At 44.4% G+C, this 23,378-nt stretch carries 20 protein-coding genes and 1 pseudogene; 15 read left to right on the top strand and 6 right to left on the bottom strand.

Annotated elements, in window-relative coordinates:
* The first annotated feature begins 51 nt into the window (after nt 1–51).
* A complete protein-coding gene (locus CHH58_RS00805) occupies nt 52–576 on the top strand; it encodes a competence protein ComK (protein WP_095229858.1) in 525 nt (174 codons plus the stop codon).
* Here the strand turns inward: CHH58_RS00805 and CHH58_RS00810 are convergent.
* Nucleotides 524–913 carry a hypothetical protein gene (locus tag CHH58_RS00810; protein WP_095229860.1) on the bottom strand — a complete coding sequence of 130 codons (390 nt, stop codon included), beginning with the start codon at nt 911–913 and terminating at the stop codon, nt 524–526. The genes CHH58_RS00805 and CHH58_RS00810 overlap by 53 nt on opposite strands.
* 198 nt (nt 914–1,111) lie before the next feature.
* Between CHH58_RS00810 and CHH58_RS00815 the strand changes: the two genes are divergently transcribed.
* The 4 genes from CHH58_RS00815 (at nt 1,112) to addA (ending at nt 9,697) form a co-directional block, all read left to right on the top strand.
* Entirely contained in the window at nt 1,112–1,759 is a 648-nt protein-coding gene (locus CHH58_RS00815; RefSeq protein ID WP_095233117.1) for a TVP38/TMEM64 family protein, read from the top strand.
* A gap of 54 nt (nt 1,760–1,813) precedes the next feature.
* Nucleotides 1,814–2,356, top strand: coding sequence for a signal peptidase I (gene lepB / locus CHH58_RS00820; RefSeq protein ID WP_095229864.1), 543 nt, complete (start codon nt 1,814–1,816; stop codon nt 2,354–2,356).
* A 128-nt stretch (nt 2,357–2,484) separates the two neighbouring features.
* A complete protein-coding gene (gene addB, locus CHH58_RS00825) occupies nt 2,485–5,988 on the top strand; it encodes a helicase-exonuclease AddAB subunit AddB (RefSeq protein ID WP_095234618.1) in 3,504 nt (1,167 codons plus the stop codon).
* Nucleotides 5,972–9,697 (top strand): helicase-exonuclease AddAB subunit AddA, encoded by a 3,726-nt coding sequence (addA, locus tag CHH58_RS00830; protein WP_095261843.1) that lies wholly within the window; start codon nt 5,972–5,974, stop codon nt 9,695–9,697. Before addB ends, addA begins: the two co-directional genes overlap by 17 nt.
* 31 nt (nt 9,698–9,728) lie before the next feature.
* Here the strand turns inward: addA and CHH58_RS00835 are convergent, their stop codons facing one another.
* Complete coding sequence (locus CHH58_RS00835; protein WP_170937468.1) at nt 9,729–11,048, bottom strand: DUF2254 domain-containing protein; 1,320 nt, start codon at nt 11,046–11,048, stop codon at nt 9,729–9,731.
* 174 nt (nt 11,049–11,222) lie between these two features.
* Here CHH58_RS00835 and CHH58_RS00840 point away from each other — a divergent pair, with 174 nt between their 5' ends.
* Nucleotides 11,223–11,498, top strand: a complete 276-nt coding sequence (locus CHH58_RS00840; RefSeq protein ID WP_095233113.1) for a GNAT family N-acetyltransferase — start codon at nt 11,223–11,225, stop codon at nt 11,496–11,498.
* 36 nt (nt 11,499–11,534) lie between these two features.
* Here the strand turns inward: CHH58_RS00840 and CHH58_RS00845 are convergent, their stop codons facing one another.
* Nucleotides 11,535–12,149, bottom strand: a complete 615-nt coding sequence (locus CHH58_RS00845) for a PH domain-containing protein (protein WP_095229875.1) — start codon at nt 12,147–12,149, stop codon at nt 11,535–11,537.
* Nucleotides 12,150–12,264: 115 nt separating this feature from the next.
* On the opposite strand from CHH58_RS00845, the gene CHH58_RS00850 reads away from it, so the two are divergent.
* The 4 genes from CHH58_RS00850 (at nt 12,265) to CHH58_RS00865 (ending at nt 16,873) form a co-directional block, all read left to right on the top strand.
* The gene (locus CHH58_RS00850) at nt 12,265–13,470 is read left to right on the top strand and encodes a DUF418 domain-containing protein (protein WP_095261845.1); all 1,206 of its coding nucleotides are present in this window, start codon (nt 12,265–12,267) and stop codon (nt 13,468–13,470) included.
* Nucleotides 13,471–13,529: 59 nt separating this feature from the next.
* Entirely contained in the window at nt 13,530–13,910 is a 381-nt protein-coding gene (locus CHH58_RS00855) for a DUF1516 family protein (RefSeq protein WP_245840377.1), read from the top strand.
* A 116-nt stretch (nt 13,911–14,026) separates the two neighbouring features.
* Nucleotides 14,027–15,874, top strand: a complete 1,848-nt coding sequence (gene asnB, locus CHH58_RS00860; protein WP_095261846.1) for an asparagine synthase (glutamine-hydrolyzing) — start codon at nt 14,027–14,029, stop codon at nt 15,872–15,874.
* A gap of 150 nt (nt 15,875–16,024) precedes the next feature.
* Nucleotides 16,025–16,873 carry a YitT family protein gene (locus tag CHH58_RS00865; protein ID WP_038559323.1) on the top strand — a complete coding sequence of 283 codons (849 nt, stop codon included), beginning with the start codon at nt 16,025–16,027 and terminating at the stop codon, nt 16,871–16,873.
* A 33-nt stretch (nt 16,874–16,906) separates the two neighbouring features.
* On the opposite strand, the gene CHH58_RS00870 is transcribed toward CHH58_RS00865, so the two are convergent.
* Entirely contained in the window at nt 16,907–17,170 is a 264-nt protein-coding gene (locus CHH58_RS00870) for a NifU N-terminal domain-containing protein (protein ID WP_095261847.1), read from the bottom strand.
* Between the two features lie 129 nt (nt 17,171–17,299).
* Between CHH58_RS00870 and CHH58_RS00875 the strand changes: the two genes are divergently transcribed.
* The 5 genes and pseudogenes from CHH58_RS00875 (at nt 17,300) to CHH58_RS00895 (ending at nt 22,973) form a co-directional block, all read left to right on the top strand.
* Nucleotides 17,300–17,740, top strand: coding sequence for a hypothetical protein (locus tag CHH58_RS00875; protein ID WP_095261848.1), 441 nt, complete (start codon nt 17,300–17,302; stop codon nt 17,738–17,740).
* 84 nt (nt 17,741–17,824) lie between these two features.
* The gene (locus tag CHH58_RS00880; RefSeq protein WP_095261849.1) at nt 17,825–19,099 is read left to right on the top strand and encodes a diguanylate cyclase; all 1,275 of its coding nucleotides are present in this window, start codon (nt 17,825–17,827) and stop codon (nt 19,097–19,099) included.
* 24 nt (nt 19,100–19,123) lie between these two features.
* Nucleotides 19,124–19,393, top strand: a pseudogene (locus CHH58_RS00885) (response regulator transcription factor); the annotation flags it as partial.
* Nucleotides 19,394–19,408: 15 nt separating this feature from the next.
* Nucleotides 19,409–19,771 carry a response regulator transcription factor gene (locus CHH58_RS00890; RefSeq protein ID WP_095229888.1) on the top strand — a complete coding sequence of 121 codons (363 nt, stop codon included), beginning with the start codon at nt 19,409–19,411 and terminating at the stop codon, nt 19,769–19,771.
* Nucleotides 19,764–22,973 carry an ATP-binding protein gene (locus CHH58_RS00895; RefSeq protein WP_095261851.1) on the top strand — a complete coding sequence of 1,070 codons (3,210 nt, stop codon included), beginning with the start codon at nt 19,764–19,766 and terminating at the stop codon, nt 22,971–22,973. The genes CHH58_RS00890 and CHH58_RS00895 overlap by 8 nt, the downstream gene beginning before the upstream one ends.
* Nucleotides 22,974–23,011: 38 nt before the next feature.
* On the opposite strand, the gene CHH58_RS18125 is transcribed toward CHH58_RS00895, so the two are convergent.
* Both CHH58_RS18125 and CHH58_RS18250 read right to left on the bottom strand, forming a co-directional pair.
* On the bottom strand, nt 23,012–23,179 hold the full coding sequence (locus CHH58_RS18125; RefSeq protein WP_141235010.1) for a DUF3813 family protein: 168 nt from the start codon (nt 23,177–23,179) through the stop codon (nt 23,012–23,014).
* A 1-nt stretch (nt 23,180) separates the two neighbouring features.
* A complete protein-coding gene (locus tag CHH58_RS18250; protein WP_170937469.1) occupies nt 23,181–23,324 on the bottom strand; it encodes a hypothetical protein in 144 nt (47 codons plus the stop codon).
* Between the last annotated feature and the right edge of the window lie 54 nt (nt 23,325–23,378).

Consider the following 23,378-nt stretch of genomic DNA (forward strand, 5'->3'; position numbering starts at 1 on the left):
GCTATTGTTAAATCAATCCCTCTTTTCCTGCATCAGAAAGGATGTTTTAAGATGCAGCAGATAGAACAAAATCCAACCATGGCAGAACTTACGCCGCTTACAATGGCTGTACTGCCGAAGCTCCTTGAAAACGGTCAGCCAGGCTGTGAGGTTATCGAGACAGAAGATAGTTTTACCTTTCGCACCCCTCCGAGCAGATTTATTGATTTGGCCTGCAAGTTCTATGGAAGCAGCTTAAAAGGAAGACAGGCAGGTGTGAAAGACATATGTGGAATCACTCATAAGGCCCCGGTATCGATTGACCCTGTCAGCGGTATGTATTTCTTTCCCACCTCTTCACCACTCTCCCATGCATGCTCCTGGATCTCTCATTCCCACATCAAGCGGATTGAAGCCGCCCCACATCAGCGAACAACTCTTATATTTAAGAATGGCTACACACTTACCCTCGATGTTTCGTATGGATCCATGATGAACCAGGTCCAGCGTACTGCGCAATACCGATTTCTGCTGGATAAGCGGATCAGGCATTTGTGGAAGTATGGCGGGGACCAGATTGCGGAGCCTTTTGTGTAAGCTCCATCAGGATAGCCTCTACTTTCTTCCGTATCGCAGGATTGAAGTAATTCCGCTTTTCCTCACATTCTTTCGTGATGAACAGAAAGGTGGTGAAGGCGTCGTTTTTCTCTGCTGTTACAATCTGCAAATTATGCTGTCGAAGCTTAATGCGCAGCTGACGGCGCTCCTCCAACGCAGTTTTCTCCATTGACTGTAAGGTATGTAATAGATGCGCTTTTATCTTATGCTTTCCTTCTTCTACAATCCGGATATCCTGCTGCAGGACAACAATGGCCATTGACAGAAACAGGAAGCGGGATCCCAGCTTATATTCCGACTCACTAAGACAACGCATATGCCTTTCCTCCTAAATACGAACATGTGTTCCATTATACCCTATGCTATGCAAAGTGAAAACAGGATAGTACAGGTAATTTTCAAAGACTAACCAAATGCAGGAAAAGAAGGGATAATCCTGTCAGACTTTGCATGCTTGGGCTTTTCGTTTAAAATAGTAAAAAGATGTTTTTGCTGGGAATAGGAGAATGGTTAGATGGTCTTAGGTTTTGGATGGAACGATTTGATGGAAATGTTCCGCAATGGAACATGGGACGATTATGTGAATTCCCTGCTTGATCGATATGAGAATCTGGGTCCTATACCCGGCATTTTGCTTCCTTACTTGGAAGCTTTCCTGCCGTTTCTGCCACTTGTTGTCTTCGTACTGACGAATACAGTGGCGTACGGTCTGCTATGGGGCTTCCTATATTCATGGATTGGTACGTCACTTGGTGCGATTACTGTTTTCTGGCTGATACGGCGGTATCGACATACACGTGTGATCAATTGGCTGCGACATAACAAACAAGTAAACCGAATAACTGAATGGCTGGATCGTCACGGATTTGGACCGTTATTCATTCTTTTATGCTTTCCATTTTCGCCCTCGGCTATCATCAATGTAGTCGCAGGATTATCAAGAATCAGTGTGCAGCAATTCGCTTTAGCGGTATTTCTCGGTAAAGCACTGATGATCTTCTCAATTGCTTACGTCGGTGACAGTCTGACTTCTTTTGCAGAGAACCCGATCAAGACGGTCGTCGTAGCTGTTGCTATCATCCTGTTTTGGATGATAGGTAAGTATGTAGAAGGAAGATTGAAGAAGAAGAACGGGAAGCAGGAGCAATCACATAAGGATTAAAGCTATTCAAGCCGGGGTAAAGTGTTGCAAAACACTTACACCGGAGGAAAGCACATGAAAAAGAAAAAACGTTGGAAGTTTTTCTTCCTGTTTGCTGGCATCGTGCTTTTGATATTCTGTTCCAGAGGATTAATCTTTGCGGATTATCGAGTGGAAGGGGAGTCAATGGAGCCGACCTTGCAGGACGGTAACTTCCTGATGGTGAACAAGTTCATGAACGATGCAGATAGTATCCAGCGTTTTGATGTTATCGTCTTTCACGCAACAGAGGATGAGGATTATGTAAAACGAATCATCGGAATGCCAGGGGATACAGTGGAAGTAAGAAATGACAGACTGTTCGTAAACGGTGAATACAGACCAGAACATTATCTGGAAACGTATAAGGATGATGTCGATGGTCAGCTGACGTATGATTTTACGTTGGAAGACGTCACAGGGCGAACGACAGTGCCCGAAGGAATGCTGTTCGTAATGGGTGATAATCGAAGGGACAGCCTTGATAGCCGCTCATTTGGCTTCATCCCAATCGAACAAGTTGTTGGAAAGGTGGATGCCCATTTCTGGCCAATGTCCGCATCTGGACTTGCGGTTTAGCTCCTTATCTTTGATAAGGAGCTTTTCCAATATATACAAGCGAACAAACGTGCGCATCTGTTTTCCCATAAACCGCTGAACATGATAGAATAAGATTACTAGTTTGGAAGACAGGAGTGGAGCTTAGAATGGGTGTACGTTTTATCATCGGCCGTTCCGGAGCGGGAAAAAGCCGTGCATGTCTCGATGAGATTGCAGCTAAATTAAAAAGTGATCCAATGGGATCGAATATATTTTATCTGGTTCCAGATCAGATGACCTTCCAGCAGGAGCAGGCGTTGATCAGACAAACCGGTGTAGAAGGAAGCATTCGTGCACAGGTATACAGTCTGTCGCGGCTGGCTTGGTATGTCCTGCAGGAGACAGGCGGTGCGACCAAGCAGTTCATTACCTCAACAGGTGTTCAGATGATGCTCCGGAAGATTACCGAGGAACGTAAATCTGACTGGAATGTCTTCCAGAAAGCGATCGAGAAGAACGGCTTTATGGAGCAGCTGGAAAGCATGATCACAGAGCTGAAGCGCTATCGTGTGACGCCGGAGCTTCTTCATGCTCAAATCCGAGAGATGGAACAGTTTCAACAGCAGCATTCCCCTGAGGTTACACTTCGGGATAAGCTGGAGGATATTAGCTATATTTACGATCGTTTGACCGCGCTTTTACGGGATAAGTATATTGACAGCGAGGATCAGCTGCATTTGTTAGCGTCTAAAATACCATTGTCGCGTTCTGTCAAAGGATCGGAGATTTACCTGGACGGGTTTAACCAGTTCACGCCGCAGGAGCTGGAGGTAATCGGTGCACTGATGACAGAAGCGGAACAAGTGACAGTGACACTTACATTGGACGGGGCGAACCGTCAAGATGTCGACGAGCTGGATTTGTTTGCGCGCACACATGATACATTCCTTCAGATTAAACAGACGGCGCAGGAAAGGAATGTGCCGATCACTTCAATCGAGCAGCTCAATCCTGCGGATGGGCGTTTTGGGCATAACCCAGCTTTCCTTCATTTAGAGAAGCACTTGGAGACACGTCCAGCTCCAACGTTGAAGCAGGAAGTACCAATCACCTTGGCGCAGGCAGTCCACCCAAGAGCGGAGGTCGAAGGTGCGGCGCAGGAAATTGTCACACTTGTACGGGAAAAAGGCTACCGTTATCAAGATATCGCTTTGCTTCTTAGGCAAGCCGATGTATATCATGAGCTAATTGAAACAGTATTTGCGGATTATCATATTCCTGTTTTCATCGATCAGAAGAAGCCGATGATCCATCACCCGCTGCTGGAACTGATTCGCTCAGGGATGGAAGTTATTGATGGGAATTGGCGATATGAAGCTGTTTTCCGCGTATTGAAGACAGGTTTCGTCCCATCGACCGATGAAGTTTATCCACTGACAGAGGAAGCAATTGATGAATTAGAGAACTATTGTCTTGAATATGGTATTCGTTCCAGGGACCGCTGGCTGCAGAAAGAAGACTGGATTTTCCAGCGGTTCCGTGGATTTGATACAACACGGCAAACTGATAAGGAATTGGAAACACAGAAACGGATCAATCATTATCGACGTCAAGTTGCGGATGCGATGAAGAAATTTGATCGGAAGCTGCGGGAAGGTAAGACATTCCGTGAGCGCTCGATTGCTGTTTACAATTGGCTGGAACAGCTGCAAGTACCTCAGCGCCTTGAGGGAATGCAAGTTATTTTCGACGATCGCGGTGAACTGGAAAGAGCAAGAGAGCAGGATCAAGTGTGGGATAGTGTACTTCAGCTGTTGGATGAAGCAGTGGAGATTGTTGGGGACGAACGCGTTTCCCTGCAAGTTTTCCGCCACACAATGGAGACGGGTTTTGAATCGCTTGAATTCGCCCATATCCCGCCAAGTTTAGATCAGGTGATTGTCGGAACGATCGACCATAGTAAGGTAAGCGGATTGAAATGTGCTTTCCTGCTTGGCGTCAACGAAGGCGTATGGCCAATGAAACCGAAGCCCGATGGACTTATTAGCGAGGAGGACCGGGAAGTACTGGCGGTATACGGCTTACAGCTTGCGGCCGGAAGCAAGCGCCAGCTGCTGGATGAGAGCTTTTATATGTACCTTGCATTCACGGCAGCAAGTGAACGGCTTTGGGTAAGCTATCCAATCAGTGACCAGGAAGGAAAAGCGAAGATGGCTTCTTCACTCGTGCAGCGCATGAAAGATTTATTCGACTGGTGCTGTGACGAGCGTATGCTTCAGGATCCGGAGGACAGTCTTGATACGGCTCGTTTTGTTGCTACTATCGATCAGAGTCGTTCTGCTCTTACAACTCAGCTGGCCCGTAAAATGCGGGGTTATCCAGTGCATCCTGTCTGGGATAGCGTACTCAACTGGTTCATCAGTCATGAGAGCGAGGAAGAGCTGACAGGCAGGATACTGCAAAGCCTCTTCTATCGGAACGAAACAGAGGATTTGGCGGAAGAGACAAAGGAGCAGCTTTTCCCGAAAAAGGTAAAAGCAAGTGTATCACGCTTGGAAACCTACTATCGCTGTTCTTATCAGCATTTTGCCAAGTACAGTCTTGGGTTAGAAAACAGACGGACTTATAAGCTGGATGCGCCGGATATCGGACAGCTTTTCCATGAAGCATTGAAGCAGATTACAGATTGGGTACAGCTGGATGGCCGGAATTATGCGCAGCTTAACCGGGAAGATGCAACAGGATATGCGAAACGAGCGATGGGCAACCTCGCACCTGTATTGCAGAATCAGATTCTCCATAGCTCCAACCGGTTCAAGTATATCCAGCAAAAGCTTCAGGAAATTATCGCACGTGCCGCCTACACGCTGAGTGAGCAGGCGCGGCAAAGCAAGTTCTCTCCAGTCGGGCTTGAGCTTGACTTCGGGGAAAATCAGACACTGCCGCCAATTGAGATCACGCTGCCAAATGGCTATGAGGTACAGCTGAGAGGGCGTATCGACCGCGTCGACAAAGCAATCGATCAGGAAGATCTGTTTCTTCGTATTATCGATTATAAATCCTCCAGCAAAGCGCTGAACCTGACAGAAGTCTACTATGGTCTCGCGCTCCAGATGCTCGCTTATCTGGATGTTGTTCTGTCCCATTCGGAGCAGTGGCTCGGGCTCCAGGCGACCCCGGCAGGTGTATTGTACTTCCATGTGCATAATCCACTGATTTCGCAATCTAGCAGATCGCAGGTGGATATCGAGGACGAGATATTCAAGAAGTTTAAGATGCAAGGCATGCTGCTGGAAAACGAATCAGTTGCCCGGATGATGGATACGTCACTGGAATCAGGTATGAGTAAGATTATTCCAGCAGGCCTGAAAAAAGATGGTGCATTCCGAGCTGGTTCCCAAACGGCAGATCAAGACACTTTCCATGCTTTGCAGCAGCATACTAGATTTTTAATGGAGCAAGCTGGACTGGATATAACCAATGGCGGTGTGCATTTGAATCCATATCGCCATCATGATAGAAGTGCTTGTACGTTTTGTGATTTCAAGGCAGTGTGCCAATTCGACGCATCACTTGCCGGTAATAAATATCGTGCAATAAAAGATATGAAGGATGAAGATGTACTGAATAGCATCAAGAAGGAGGTGGAACGACATGGTAAAGTGGACTGACGAACAGCAGCTGGCTATTGACGCCAAAGGACATGATATCTTAGTCGCAGCTGCAGCAGGTTCAGGTAAGACGGCTGTTCTTGTTGAACGGATTATCCAAAAGCTAGTGAATCAAAACGATCCGGTTGATATCGATCAGCTGCTAGTTGTGACTTTCACGAATGCAGCTGCACAAGAGATGCGCAGCCGGATTGGAACGGCTCTTGAAAAGGCTTTGGAGGCAAACCCTTCTTCTCAGCATCTTCGCAAGCAGCTGTCATTGCTGCAGAATGCGTCTATTTCCACGCTCCACTCGTTCTGCCTGGATGTTGTACGCAAATATGCGTATATGCTGGATTTGGATCCAGGTTTCCGTATTGCAGATGACTTGGAAGCAGATCTAATCCGCCAAGAAGTAATTGGGGACCTGCTGGAAGAATGGTACGGTAAGGAAGGCGAGGAGCAAGCAGCTTTCTTTGGCGTAGTTGATCGTTTCAGCAATGACCGCAATGACCTGGAAGTAGAAGATCTTATTCTGAAGTTATATGATTTCGCTACCCAAAATCCATATCCAGAGGCTTGGCTGGATCAAATGGCAGAGCTGTATAATGTGTCTGCTATCCAGGATGAGAATGAACTGCCATGGCTGCAAGTGTTGAAGCGTGAAGCAAATGATCAGCTGCAGGCAATGCTGCAGGAAGCAGATCAGGGACTCGCGCTGACACGCGAACCGGATGGGCCGCATCATTACGCAGAAACCTTCGAGGCTGAAAGGAAGTTCATTGCCGAAGCGAAGCTCCTTGTGGAAGGCAGCTGGAATGACGCTGTAAGTTTCATCAAAGAGCAATCGTTCGGCAGACTTTCCGGCAAAAAGGTTGAATGTGATGACATGAAAAAATCACAGGCAAAAGCACTGCGTGATTCTTATAAAAAGAGATGGGGCAAGCTTGCCGGCGATTGGTTTGCTCGAAAGCTTGAAGTCTATTTAACGGATATGCTGGAGCTTTATCCGTCTATCCAGCAACTTACATTGCTAGTCAAGCAATTCCGCAGCCGTTATCAATTGGAGAAACGAGAACGGGCATTAGTCGATTTCTCTGATTTGGAGCATTTTTGTCTGGAGGTGCTGATCGATGAAAACAGCACACCGGAACAAATCATTCCCTCAAGCATTGCCGAAAGCTATCAGAACCGTTTCAAGGAATTATTATTGGATGAGTACCAGGATACAAACCTGGTGCAGGAAACACTTGTTACATTGATTTCTGACCGTTCAGGAAGCGGCAATATGTTTATGGTTGGAGATGTAAAACAGAGCATCTATCGCTTCCGTCATGCTGAACCGACATTATTCTTGAATAAATATAAGGCTTTTTCTAATCCTCAACATCCAGCGATGCGCATTGATTTAGCCAGCAACTTCCGCAGCCGGCAGCAAGTGCTCGATGGAGCGAACTATATTTTTCGACAGCTCTTTTCAGAAGATGTTGGGGAAATGCAGTACGAAAAAGAAGCAGAGCTCATCTATGCAAACAAAATGTATGATGACCTGAAACAAGATGATACCGACGTTGAACTAGTTATTATCAATCGCGACGGTACGGAGGAAGCAGAAGATGCTGACACCGACACCGAAATGGTAGAGGATCTGGAGAAAGCACAGCTGGAAGGACGCGCATACAGCAGGATGATTCAGCAATGGATTGGTCACGATGGCCATGGTGCAATGAAGGTTGTCGATAAATCTACACAGCAGCAGCGCGATATTCAATATCGTGATATCGTTATCCTGCTGCGTTCTATGACGTGGGCGCCGGCAATTGTAGAAGAATTGAAGCAGCAAGGAATTCCGGTATACGCAGAGCTTTCGACAGGCTATCTGGAGGCAATTGAGATCAAAGTGATGATGAGTGTGCTGAAGATCATCGATAATCCGCTTCAGGACATACCATTCGCTGCCGTTTTACGTTCTCCTATTATTGGTCTCAAGGAAGATGACCTTGCCAAAGTAAGACTAGCAGATCAGCGAAGCAGCTATTACGAAGCGGCGAGGGCCTATGTTCGAACAACGAATGATGAGATTTCTATCAAAATAGAACGACTGCTGGAGTGGCTTCGCTCCTGGAGAATGGAAGCAAGACAGGGAGCATTATCAGCATTGATTTGGTCGATCATGAGGGAAACAGGCTACTACGACTTTGTTGGCGGTATACCAGGCGGCCGACAGCGTCAGGCGAACCTGCGTGCTCTTTATGATAGGGCCCGAAACTATGAAAATACATCTTTCCGCGGATTGTTCCGCTTTGTGAAGTTTATTGAGCGTATGGAAGAACGCGGAGACGATCTTGGTGCTGCGAAGGCTTTAGGTGAACAGGAAGACGTCGTTCGAATCATGACCATCCATAAAAGTAAGGGACTTGAGTTTCCTGTCGTCATCACTGGTGCGATGGATAAAACATTCAATCAGCAGGATCTTCGCAACCGCTATTTGCTGCATAAAGATCTAGGATTTGGCAGTAAATATATCGATCCATTGAAACGGCTTATGTATCCAACTTTGATCTACCATGCATTAAAGGCAGAGAAACAGCGGGAATCACTAGCTGAAGAGATGCGAGTCCTTTATGTTGCTTTGACACGTGCAAAGGAAAAACTAGTCATGGTCGGCAATGTCGCATCATTGGAGAAGAAGCTGCAAAAGTGGCGTCAAATTGCTGATCACCCGTCATGGGTACTGCCTTCGCATTATCGACTGGAAGCAACATCCTATTTGGATTGGGTGGCACCTGCATTGTTGCGGCATGAACAAGCAATAGAACTGAGGACTGAAGAGCTATCCCAGCAGCTGCCGACAGAAATCACGGCGGACAGTTCTCAGTGGCGAATTCGTCTCCAAGAAAGCAGAGACTATCTGATTTCTGAGGAACAGGAAGAAGAAGCAAACCAAGAGCTGCTTCAACGTATTACTGACTGGCATCCAGGTGAAGAAGATCCAGATTGGAAGGAAGAAGTGGAAAACCGTCTGACTTATCATTATCTGCATACAGAAGCGACAAAGTTCCGGGCAAAGCAGACTGTGACAGAAATTAAGCGTCAGCGGGAAATACGGGACAGCTACAGTGATAGTGGTATAATGAACCGTATTCAGCAAAGAGCTCCGATCGCCAGCAGACCACGTTTCCTGCAAGAATCAAAGGAACTTACACCGGCAGAACGAGGTAGTGCAGTCCATGCTGTCTTGCAGCAGCTTGATATCCGAAAGGAATGGGATAAGAAGAAGCTTGAGGAGTTCCTGCTAGAATTGGTAGATAAGGAATTTTTACAGCAGGATGCTGCAGCATCAATTGATGTGGAGCGGATACTTGATTTTCTAGAGTCTTCAATAGCAGATCGCATACGCCAAGCGGAACACTTCTATCGGGAAACTCCTTTTACACTGGCGCTTCCTGCAAATGAACTGTACAACGACTGGACAGGTGCGGCTTCTGACAAGGTAGTCGTTCAGGGAGTGGTCGATCAGATTCTAGTGGAGGAAGATGGACTTGTGCTCCTGGATTACAAAACGGATACACTTTACGGAGAAGATCCGAATAGAAGAGCTGAAATTCTCACAGAGAAGTATCGGGTACAGATTGAGCTTTATGCTAAGGCAATTGAACGTATATGGAAGAAACCGGTCAAAGAAAGCTATCTATACTTCTTTGATAAAGGCTTCTTGAGACGAGTATAAGAAAAGGAGACGGCGAATGCTGTCTCCTTTTTCAATTTGGCTGCAAATGACGTTCCAACTCATAATAGTCCATTTTATGACCTGTGACATCCGCCAACTGCTTCAGATAATCAAGTAAACGGATCCTGTCTGCGCGGAAGAAAGCTGAATATGAAATGTGGAGGATTGTATCTTGGGCAAATTCCCATATGATCGGGAAGTTCTTTTCCGATATAGAATCAGTCATCCGGATAAAAACCTGTATCATTTCCACAATCAAAAGATAATCCTTCTGCGTATAGTGTCGAATTCGCCCAAAGCCCTCATGCAAATAGGTAGAAAAAGTCACGGTATTATAAACGACGCGTGTCTGTTCCTCTTCATCCTGTAAATAAGGATGGAGTGTGGTAGATGCATCGATATTAATCATCAGATCTGCCATTTGATGAAACGTATTGATAGCGGAGGTTGGGTCATCATTTCCAATCGACTTGATAGCAATTTCACTTAGTTTGTTCATACTCATATCTACGTCTTGTATCTCGGATCGTTTATGCCCGATTTGGATGAGCTTGCTGTACTTCTCGATTTGTACATCCTGCGCGCCTGGTCCGCGATAGCTGAACAAACGGTTGCCTTTCAACACGAAATCACCTGCTTTGGCATCCATCCTTACAACAACATCATCTTCCTTGGCCTGCTTGATCATGTCTACAAAGTTGATTAGCTGGACATAACCAGAACTAGAAGCTTTGCATGTGTAACCGGTATAATCCTCAAATGTATAACCAGGTTCATCACTGCGGTACGGCTCAAGCTCATCGATTAAAGTCGACTGGATTATCCTTTCTGACTCGGTCTTCATGGCTTCCACAATATTGTGCATCTGCATCCATGTTGTCGTATGGTTCACAAATATAGCAAAACCGATAACGGCCGCAAGTGTGACAAGCGTACAGGCAATTGGTACAGCGGTAAAATAATCGCGGGAACTGTTCGTGACGAACAGGAAGGATACGAGCATAAATACAAAGCTTCCATAAAATAGTCCGAGAATATGCTGTGTTGTCCGATCGGAGATAAAGTTGAAAAGCATTCGTGGTGAATACTCTGAACTGAAACTAGTTAAGACTACTAGGATTGAGTTCAACGTATAAGCTGCTAATAGCAGCGTGCCGCTGACAAGTACGCTGACAAGCGTCCCTGTATTCGAAGCGGAAGCATTGAAGAATCCAGTCGTCATCGTTGGCAAATCCAAATAGAGATCTAGTAAAAGTGGAATTGAAACAAGCACGAGAGTTCCAGCTATATAGATGGTCGGCATAACCCAAAGATTAAGCTGCGCCTCATGCTTGCGCTGACGCTTTGTCATATGTAGATATTTTCGTATGGGTCTTGGTAAAAGTTTGATAAGCATATAGGACGCCTTTCTGCTTGAGTTTGATCATTGAATTTTACCCTACATTTAGAAGCGGCAAACACCTAGTTTCTACATGAATACCTAGCTGATCATGCGGGTAGAGTAAGGAAAGGAAGGAGTGGTACGATGGCTGACATCAAACAAGAAAATGGGCGATTTTATATCGGGAATAGTGACCAGCCTGATGCAGAGGTGACATTCACAGAATCTGATGATATTGTCATTGAACATACAATGGTAATAGAAGATAAGCAGGGCGCAGGTATTGGAAAGCAATTGATAGACCGAGTTGTAGATTATGCAAAGAAACAAGAGAAACAAATTGTGCCGGTATGTACATTTGCACATGAGATATTGAGTACTGACAAAAAATACGACGGTGTCTGGGAAGGCCCGTTATAAGAAAAAGTGACTCGAATAATACGAGTCACTCTTTTTTTAGTTGTTGATATATTTTTCGTAAACTGCACCGAAATCATGTGCATGATATTTATCTTTTGTAGAAGTCAGCCACTCGAAGCCGAATTCTGTTAACTTCTTGTATGTCTCATCCAGCGTACCGTCTGTATAACGAGATTGTTGAAGTATGGCCGCTGCTTTATCCAGGCTTGTATGCGCCATATCTGTATACAAGCTGTTTTCATAATTGATTTCTGCAATACGCAGCAGAGCTTTATACAAATCCTTCAGCTGATCAATCTGATCCTTCTTTACGTCGATACTGATTACCTGATTGTCGATGGAAAATTTTATTTCGATATCCAGATCCACTTTACCTGCTGTTTCCAAATAGACATTGCTGATACGGTGCTGCATGTACGGGTAACGGCGGAGAGTACGTTTGGAAGAAACGGCACTTTCACCGTCTACATGAATGATAGCAAGATTCGTAAAGCAATACTCATCCTGCTTCGTTTTAATTAGAAAGTAGATTTTTTCGTTATCTTCATTCATGACATAATCATCAGCATCCGTCTTATCGTAATCACTTGGAGGAATGATTTTGCCGATATCAGAGAGACCCAGAGCATCAGAAGCTAGTTTCTTAAACATAATTTAACCCTTTCCGCTATGTAGCATGTGATATACTAATTTTAGCAATTTTGACAGAGAGCATCCATCTTTTTTCTGTAAATGATGCATCTGTACTAATGAAAGGCGGAATGAGATGAAAGAAAAGATAAGACCTATGCCACAGACAAAACGGCTGCATTGGATCGACGCAGCAAGAGGGGCAGCCATACTGGGTATCTTCATGGTAAATGCACCTTCATTCGGTTCTCCCTATTTTATGCCAGGAATTGATTCACCTGAATGGGATTCACCACTTGATACCTTTCTGCTAGGCGGTATCGATATATTCTTCCAAGCTAGTTTCTATACGTTATTTTCCATATTATTCGGGTTTGGCATGCAGCTTATATTCGATAGCCGGAAACGCGACGGCATCAAGCCCGGCTGGTTCCTAAGTAGAAGGATGTTAGTGCTGCTGGGACTTGGAGCAATCCATGCATTTCTTATTTGGCATGGCGATATTCTTTTTACATATGCGATTATTGGATTATTGCTTATTCCGTTTCTTTACACACCGAGATGGGTTTTGTTGACGATGATTCCTGTTTTAATTGTTCCTGGGCTTCTATTCAATCTGTTATCCGTATGGTTGGCTTCACTGGCGGACTTAGATATAGGAGAATTGATGTTCAATATGAGTGACATACAGAGTAAGCTTGCTGCTTACGGGAATGGCACCTATATAGATATTTTGCAGCAGAATCACATGGATTGGTCTACTAACAGTGGGGTTTTAGGTATCATAAGCGGTATATTCACTCTGCTGCCATTAATGATGCTCGGTACCTATCTTGCTCGCGTGAAGCTGTTTCATGATCCTGTGGCGAACCGCCGCAAGCTAATTTGGTTTACAGTGATTACCGGGTTTCTTTTCCTTGTATTCAAGGCAGGACCATATCTGATCGGTGCTCCGCTTTGGCTGACCATTATCCAAGATTCAATCGGGGGACCAGCAAGTGCGCTATTTTATCTTTCTGTTATAACACTTGTTGCAAATCTCCCTGTATTCAATTGGTTTGCGCGTCAGCTAAGTTACGTCGGGCGCATGACTTTGTCCAATTACTTATTCCAGTCTGTATTGATGTTCGTCTTGTTCTACGGTATCGGCTTCGGCTTATATGGCGAATTCTCCTTGCTGAGCTTTGTTTGCTTTGTCATTGGCGTCTTTGTAATTCAAGTTGTCCTAAGCCGTATTTGGTTCCGATATTTCACCTTTGGACCTATTGAATGGCTGTGGCGCATACTGACGTATGGGAAAATTCAACCGCTTCGGAAGAAAAATGAGCAGCGTGTGTCTTGATGCGGCAATAATGGGAAACATGGTATGATGTACGGGTACATAATAAAAGGAGGCGCACCATGGACGGAATGATACTTACACATATAATCGGCTGGGGACTCGGTCTTCTGCTCTTCTTCTTTGCGCTTGTTCTTTATAGCGAGAAGAAAGTAAAGCAGGCAACAATTCCGCATATGATTCTGCGGCTTGATTATCTGCTCATCCTGTATACTGGATTTGTTCTATTATGGAGATATTTTGACGCATCTGGATCTTCCTTTACTGTCCAGGCGGTCATTAAGGGGATTGCCGGACTGATCGTTATCGTCTGCATGGAGATGATTCTCGTGAAACTGAAGAAGGAAAAGTCCGCAAAAGCTTGGTGGATTATCTTCTTTATCGCGCTCGTCATTACATTATTGCTTGGCTTCGGTATCCTTCCGATGGGATTCCTGCCGTAAACCTGCCTACTAAGGCAGGTTTTTTTCTTTTGCTCACGTTTAGCGCCACTTTTCATATGTTGTAGAAGTAACGGCTTAATATATGACATAGGCGAGAAAAGGAGTAGAGCGGGCATATGTGCGGTATAACCGGGTGGGTTAATTTCAAACGTAATCTGGAGCAGGAGAAACCTGTGATCCAAAAAATGGCTCAGACATTATCGAAACGAGGTCCGGATGAGTACAACGATTGGGGCGCACCACATGTCCTGTTCGGTCACCGGCGACTGATTGTAGTAGATGCTGCAGGAGGCAAACAGCCGATGCAGTATACTGATGAGCGCGGGACTTATACATTGATTTACAATGGTGAGCTATACAACACAGAAGATATTCGGAAGGAATTGAAGCAGCGTGGATGGTCCTTTCAAGGGCATTCTGACACGGAAGTGCTGCTTAAGAGCTATGTTGAGTGGCAGGAAGCATGTGTTGAGAAATTCAATGGGATATTTGCATTCGCCATTTGGCATGACAAAACGGAAACCCTCTTTTTTGCAAGAGATAGATTAGGAGTAAAACCACTCTTCTATATGGAACAAGATGGCGGGCTGTTGATCGGTTCAGAACTAAAAGCAATCCTTGCTCATCCAGAAGTGGAAGCAGTGCTTGACGATGAAGGGGTTTCTGAGATCTTGGCGCTTGGTCCGTCACGTACACCGGGCCATGGCGTTTTCAAAGACATAAAGGAATTGCGGGCAGCTCACATAGGGAAATTCGATCGGAACGGTTTGAAGCTGACTCGTTATTGGAATGTGGAAAGTAGAGAGCATACAGATTCTATAGAAGGAACTGCTGCAAAAGTAAGGGAACTGCTGACAGATTCCGTCATACGGCAGCTTGTATCAGATGTACCGCTCGGCACCTTTCTTTCAGGCGGAGTTGATTCCAGCGCAATAACCGCTATTGCAGCGAATCACTATAAGGAAACAGGCAAAGGGCAGCTTTCGACATTCTCGATCGATTTTGATGGTAACGATACTTTTTTCAAGAAAAGCGATTTCCAACCGGCGAGCGACCAGACATTTGTTATGAAAATGCAAAAAGCATTTGGTACTAATCATCAGACACATGTGATGGATAATCTATTATTAGCTGGCTCACTAAAAGAAGCGACCATTCTCCGTGATCTGCCTGGTATGGCGGATGTCGACGCCTCTTTGTTCTGGTTCTGTGAACGAATCAAAGAGAACGTGACGGTAGCATTATCAGGCGAATGTGCAGATGAAATCTTCGGCGGCTACCCGTGGTTTTACAGAGAGGATGACTTGAACAGAGAAGGCTTCCCTTGGATTCGCTCGGCTCAAGTCCGTAACAGTCTGCTAAAGAAGGAATGGCAGCATGACCTTGATTTGCATGGCTATATGCTTGATAGATATCAAGATACAATTGATGAAACACCACTGCTGCCTGGTGAGGAAGCAGAAGCAGCAAAACGAAGGCAAATGTTTTATTTGAATATGCATTGGTTCATGCCGACATTGCTCGATCGAAAGGACCGGATGAGCATGGGAGCAAGTTTTGAAGCCCGAGTTCCGTTCAGTGATCATCGATTGGTGGAATATGTTTGGAACATCCCGTGGGAAATAAAGACGTATGGCAATAAGGAAAAGGGCATACTTCGAAAAGCACTCGAAGGGATTCTGCCAGATGAAGTACTTTATCGAAAGAAAAGTCCATATCCAAAAACACATAATCCGGTTTATATGGCTGCTGTCGTTCAGTGGATGGAAGAAATCCTTCGGGATGATGATGCACGGTTATTCGATTTATTTGACCGGAAATCCATTGACGCACTTGTCAAAAGCAAAGGTCAGGATGTGACTGCTCCGTGGTTCGGTCAATTGATGACCGGTCCGCAGTTGCTGGCGCATCTGGGACAGATTGACTTTTGGCTGCGGCATCATGATGTGAAGATCCGTGTATGACTTTTGGAGCTATCTTAGCTCCTTACATAATAAAACTATTTTCATTCAGAGTGATTTCGGCTATAATGATTCGCGGGCTTAGCGCAGGAATAGCTTTCAGCCGTTCTGCGCAAGCTTTTTAATGTATGGGACTTTTGAGGAGGTACATAATTGTTCTATTTTGAAGTAAAACGTATTGTGGTAGTTATATTCGGAGCCTTGCTCAATGCGGTGGCGCTGAATTTCTTCCTGATACCTGCAAGTGTATATGGCAGCGGCTTTACCGGAGCTGCACAGCTCTTATTCGATTTCTTTGCGCAAGTTCTAGGCATTACCTCAATCGGTACAGGGATCTGGCTTTTCCTATTGAATATCCCCGTAGCTATTCTAGGTTGGATGAAAGTGGGCAAAGGCTTTACCATTTATAGTCTCTTTTCAGTTGCTTGTATGACAGTTATGCTTGAGCTGCTTCCGATTCATGCCCTATCGGATGATATTATCCTAAATGCTGTATTCGGCGGCGTTATTGCCGGTGTCGGTGTTGGACTGACACTTAAATGGGGTGCTTCTACTGGAGGAATGGATATTGTCGTCATGATTCTATCCCGTCTGAAGGATAGACCTGTTGGCACGTATTTCCTACTGTTGAACGGGATCATCATTATTTTGGCAGGTGTCCTCAATGAACCAGCGAATGCCTTGTATACGCTGGTCACCTTGTATGTCTCGACTCGAGTAATTGATGCGATTCATACCCGCTATGAGAAGGTGACTGCAATGATTGTCACAACAAAGGCGGACGAGCTATCAAAAGCGATTTATAATAAAATGGTACGAGGCATTACGATTATTCCCGTCCGAGGTGGTTACACTCAGCAGGATAAAAATATGCTGATGCTCGTTATCACCCGATATGAATTATATGATTTGGAACATATTATTAAAGAAGTGGATCCATCAGCTTTCATGAACGTCGTAGAAACAGCTGGTATCTATGGATTCTTCCGTAAAGATAAATAAAAGCTGAGGAGCATTCTGGCTCCTCAGCTTTTTTTAACAGCCTGCTTCTTCCATGACAGTGACGACTTTCGCAGAAAGCGCGTCCCAATCTGCGTTCGGCAGCTTGTTAATTGTAATGAAATTTTGGAAACCGAAAACATTATCGACACCTTCAACTGTCATTAGCTGATTCATGATAGCGTACTCGCTCGTTTGTCCAGGCATAACAGACACACTGCCGTTGCCTTCAAAGATAATTTTATCAGTAGTGAATTTCTTCGCATTCGGATTCGGGGTATTTTCCACTCTTATACTCATGCTATTGGCCTCCTAGCGTCCATACTTACCACTATCATAGCAGATAGAGAACGATTTAAAAAGCGGGAAATAACTTGCTTAAGCAAAAACGGGGGTGGGTAGTGAATAGGGAAAGAGGAGGAATATTCGATGGTGATTCGTATTTTGTGCATTGGTGGTATATCTGGTATTGCGCTGTCAGCCTGGATGTATCTTTGGCAGCAAATAACGGCTATTAAGGTTTATACATTATTGCTTAATGTCGATTTTATTCCCTTTATTCGATACGTCGATTGGAATGAATATATGCTCAATTTCTTTCACATTATTATTTCCTGGGCAATTGTCCTTGTTTACTACTTGTGGAAAAAGAAGATTGGGAGAAACAGATGGTTAATCGCTATTGGTTTAAGCCTCTGCACTGCCTGTGTTTATTTTCCCTTATCACTTCTTGCCAACCAGCCCGTACCAGCTGTAGATGATTGGCTGGCTATTATTATCTGGTTTTCTGGTCACATACTATACGGTCTCTTGGTAGTAAAACTTACTAATTTATTTTACAAAAGTAAATTTTTAGGGAAACAAAGCTGAAGGTTGCTGTTGTGATATAATCAACCTGCAATCTTAGCTATTACACCAAGAGTTAAGTGCTTAATAAAAATAGAGGTGTACAGATTGAAGAAATACCAGGAGATATTTACGACAAAAATTAATGAAAGTTTTGCGATGTTCAAGCAGCAGGACACGATACGAAAAGGAGATTTGTATCAGATAGTCCATCAAATTAAAGGCACAGGAGCATCCATAGGTCTGAACACCTTGTCTGAAGTCGCAGAAGAAGAGTTACGTCTTATAGCGGAACTAGAAGGGGAACGTCTGCCAAAGGCTACTTGGATGCCGATAATAGAAGCTATTGAAGCAGAATTGCAGCAGCAGGCTAAACTTCCTGCCAGGCCGCGGGAATTTATAAGGCAAGAGCCTGTGCTGCTGATTTCCAGTAATAATGATTGGCTTATGCGAGCCAGAGAGCGTATCGAAAAGGAAGGGCTCCAAGTAATTGTAGCTGCAGACAAGGAACGTGCGATTGCAAATCTATATGATGCACATCCGCTTATTACACTTATAGATGGCAGTTGGAGAAAACATATTTCGAAGGAAGATACGGCCTATGTTCAGCAGAAAGTGTTTTCCTTTGTTATGTTCATTGGCGGTAATCTGGATTTCGAGGAAAAGCAGCGTTATTTTCGGAATGGCATCACAGATATAATTGATCAGCATGAAGTGGATGAGTTGGTAATCGAAATCATTTTTAATCGTTTGAAACTTTTGGATACGATGGAGCAGCGAGTCGTCGTCGATCCACTAACACAAGTATATAACCGCTCATTCTTAGCTGGCTTCCCGGCTGGTCGTGAGTCGGAGCTTACATGTGCAGTGCTTGATATCGATAATTTTAAACAAGTGAATGATACATATGGTCATGCTAGCGGTGATATTGTCCTGCGGAATTTTGCTGCCTATTTGAAAGGTGCTTTGAGAGAAGAGGATTATGTCATCAGATATGGAGGAGAAGAGTTTCTTTTGCTCTTGCCAGGCATTAAGGGTGAGCTCGCAGCAAGCCGTTTGCGCGAAATCCTAGAAGGCTACATACACCAGCCGCATGAATTGGCACAGACAACCATCTATACATCCTTTACAGCAGGAGTTGCATCAATAGTAAGTGATGAACGATTATTGCTGGAACAGCTGATCGAACAAGCAGACCAAGCACTATATTTCGGGAAACGTAACGGAAAGCAGCAAGTAAATGTTTACGAATCTTGTCATCATAATATGGGTGAGGAGCCTTACAAATCTCTTTATCTATCGGTAGTAGATGATGATACTATCATTCGTTCATTGCTTCAGGATAGTCTAGAAGGTTTGCAGATGGATGGCTATCGTGTATAGTTAAAGGCTTTTGCAGATGGCAGCTCCTTGCTTGACTCCGATTGGATCAGACAAGCGGGCAAGCACATTGTTCTGCTTGATGGAGTCATGCCGGATATGGATGGGCTCGAAGTGCTGACAGCTTTACGTACATATTCAAACGAAAAGAATTTGTTTGTCATGATGCTGACAGGCAGACAAGATAACCAGGATGTAGTAAAAGCACTGGAGCTTGGAGCGGACGACTATATGACCAAGCCATTCCATGTCGAAGAAGTGGCAGCCAGAATCAAAAGGCTGACGCTCCGCACCTAAGAGGAGGAAAATAAGATGGCAAAGATATTAGTGGCGGATGATGAAGAGGTATTGCGTATGTTAATCACGGATACTTTGGAAGATGAAGGTCATGAGATTGAGAATGCAGCTAATGGAAACGAAGCGCTAAAGAAAATGCAATCAGATAACTATGACTTGGTGATTCTGGATAATATGATGCCCGGCATGACAGGTATCGAGGTGGCAAAGTCGCTGTCTGCGGATTGGAAGCAGAAATGCCCGCTAATTATGCTGACGGCAAAAACACAGCAATCTGATATCGAGGAGACGAAAAAAGCGGGCATTGCCTATTATATGGCGAAACCATTTAGTCCGGCTCAATTGATTTTGTTAGTAGAGGACATTCTCGATGCCTAATTACTTTCGAAAAACGATCAGGCGTCAGTTCCTTTATATTCTCTTCTTTGTTCTGCTGGCCACGATGCTAGGTATTGCTGCTTTCTTTTATATGCATTATTCGACTAATAAGCAATATGAAAAGGAGCGGGATGACCTTGTTGAAAAGCGGGGAGTTCTGCAGAATATTAAATCTGACTTAAGTGATATGGTATTCCATATGCGAGGCTATGCTCTTTATACAAATGACCAGGAAAGGCAAAATGCAGAAAACTCTCATGCGTCATTGGAGGATAACCTGGCCAAGCTGGAAGTGTTCGATCTTTCTTTGGAGGAAAGAGATAACCTGACACGTCTCCAAAGTTTTGAGGATATTTATTGGGGTACGTATTATCCGGAGCTGCAGGAAGCTATCGAGTCAGATAATCTGCAAGGATTTGCGGATGATGTAGTCGATGAACGGATAGATGAAATCAATGATATTCTGCGTGTAACGGAAAACTTAAGACAGCATAACGAAGATGCTATATCCGAATTGCACAATGATTTCATGCAGGATAACACGTGGGAATCTTATATGCTGTTGCTCTTTGTCCTGCTCATCTTCGGTATTTTATTATTCTTTAACCGACAGTTCACGCGGAACATCGGAAAGCCTTTGTATGATTTATCAACTGCTTCCTATGATGTAGCACAAGGAAAAAATGTGACCATTGCGCCCCTTGAGCGAAATGATGAAATCGGTATTCTATCGGATGCTTTCCGTGATATGACAAAACGTATTCAAAATCGAGAGCAAAATCTTTCTAAACAGAATGCTCAGCTGACGGAACAGCAAGAACAGCTGGAGAGCTATGTTAATGATCTGCGTAATTTGAATTGGGCATTGAATGAATCTTCGATGGTGATAGTTCTGGATAACAAAGGGATTGTCAAACAAATAAATGAGAATTTTAGTTCCATTTCCATGTATCCGGAGAAAGAGCTTATCGGAAAGAATTTTCTTGGTATTATCGCGCATGAAGCGATTATCACAGATATCAGTACAGTTTTTCCTGAGCTGTTTAAAGGGCAGGCTTGGAGCGGAACACTGGAGCACCGGAAGAAAGATGGAACAAGCTATTGGGTGCATGCAACAATTGTGCCGTATTCAAATGAAGATCAGGTTATGGAACAGCTTATCGTAATCGAACAGGATATTACGCGAATCGTAGAGTCAGAAAGGATGCTTCGCGATTCTTTGCGTGAGACCGAGGAAACAAAACAAAGCATCGAACGAATGAATCGTATGAATAACACATTATCCGTTACGATGGAAAAGCAAGTCCTTCTGGATACAACAATAAAAGAACTGGCCGCTCTTTATCAATATGATAAAGGCGTCATTTTCATGGCAGAGACGTCGGAATATGCTGCAATCGGAATAACAAAACAATTTAAAGGACCAGTAGCTGCACATTTCCAGACAGTGGTACAGCGTCTGGAAGAAAATCCAGAACCATATGTACTTGAAAGGCAGGCAGACAAAGGGGAAGTGGGTTATCGTGAAAGGGGAATGAGTGAAGATTTGCATATCCCTGTGCATAACTCGGCTGGTGAATTAGTTGCTGTATTTATATGTACGAGATTACAGCGGCCTTTCCGGGAGTCAGAAAAGAAAGAACTGAATTGGATTTTGAAACGACTCAGCTTATTCTTGGATAAGATTGAATCATATGAGCTCACAGAATACAATAGACAACTTAATCAGGATATTATCGATAATGTGAATGAGGGTATCCAATTTGTCAGTAACACTGGGGATTTACTGCAGTACAATGCCAATTGGCAGGTATACCTGCAGCTGGCTGCCGTGCAATCCCGCCGGGACGCTTGCAATGATTATGCTAGTTGGATGGGATTTAGTAAAACATACATTGAAAATCAAGAAGCATACGAGGCATACGTGAAACAAGCCATTTTCGAAGAGGAACAGCCAGAGGGCGGTTTGAGGCTTCGTGTCAGCGGAATACAGAATAAAGTGCTGCTACTATATCATGTAAGCATTACGCGTCGTGATGAGAAAATTGGTACCCTTTTTGTTTATCGTGATATAACAGCGGAGTACGAAGTGGATCAGATGAAATCTAATCTGGTCAGTACGGTCAGCCATGAATTAAGAACGCCGCTGGCAAGCGTACTTGGGTATACAGAGCTGATGATCACCAAGGATTTAAAGCCGGAGCGCCAAGCGCGATACTTGCAGACTATTCATCAGGAAGCGACAAGGCTGACGAATTTGATCAATGACTTCCTCGATTTGCAGCGCATGGAAGCCGGGAAGCAGGAATATGTGAAAGAAAAACAACCTTTCACGCCGATTGCGGAGCAGGTGATCGAGAACTTCCAGTCTATGAACACCAATCATAATCTCGTCCTTCAGCAGAATAGTGTTTATGATTATGTGAGTGTGGATCACGACAAAATGATTCAGGTACTGACGAACCTGGTCAGTAATGCCATCAAGTTCTCACCGGAAGGCGGAGATGTGGTCGTTTCTGTTCAACAGCAGAAGCATCAACTTTATGTCCATATTTCTGACGAAGGAATCGGAATTCCAGATCAAGAACTAGGACGACTGTTCCAGAAATTCAATCGGCTCGATAATTCCAGCAGTCGCAAAATCGGCGGTACTGGATTGGGACTGGCTATTTGTAAAGAAATCGTCGAAGCCCATGACGGGAAAATCATGGTCAGATCCGCCGAGGGTGAGGGCAGTGTCTTTTCTATAGTATTGCCTTTGGTTGAGGCAGATGTGCATGTCTTGCCCGAAGTTGAACAAAGCCGCCAAATAATTCTTCTGGAGGATGATCGCAGCTTAGCAATTCTTCTGGAGGATGAGCTGAAGGATGCCGGCTTTGCTGTGAACCGCTTCATCACTGGAGAGGGGCTGATCAAACAGCTGCCGCAACTAAAACCAGCAGCATTTGTAATCGATTTGATGCTTGGCGAGGGTGTGGATGGCTGGGATGTTATACATGAAATCAAACAGCATCCAGAGCTGCAGCATATACCGATTTTCATTTCTAGTGCTATACAAGAAACGGAAAAAGCGAAGCACTATCAGATCAATCATTATTTGATCAAACCCTATCCGCCGAATAAGCTGTCGACTGTTATTTTGCAGTCAATCTTACAACATGGGAACAAAGGGATTATTGCATTTGAAAAGGAAGAGGAATAAGAAAGAGGCAGATCCGAAACCGGATCTGCCTCTTGTTGTTACTGGTCGAGCTTCTGCTCGAAGTCCTGCAATTGCTGCTTTTCTTCTGCAGTCGCATCGTTATATGCAGATTGGATGGCCTCTTGCGCTGTTGCAGAGTCATCCTGGCTTGGTTTATTAGTCAAGCCCTGCACTGTTTTTTTGGCTCTTTCGAAGAAGTTTTCCATCCTAAAACCCTCCATTATGGCTTTCTGATTGATGCTTCTTCACACTATCGCTGAAACGTTCGCGGTAGACGAAAACATCGTCATGCTGCCTCACCGATTGCGCTCCTTGACTTGTGAACCGTTTAGATTTACTTCTCTTACTCATTCGTTACCCCTCCGAACGTCTAAAGAAGTAAAAGCATAACCGGCTTTACCCGAT

It is taken from the genome of Terribacillus saccharophilus (genome assembly GCF_002272745.1).
Lineage (GTDB): Bacteria > Bacillota > Bacilli > Bacillales > Amphibacillaceae > Terribacillus > Terribacillus saccharophilus_B.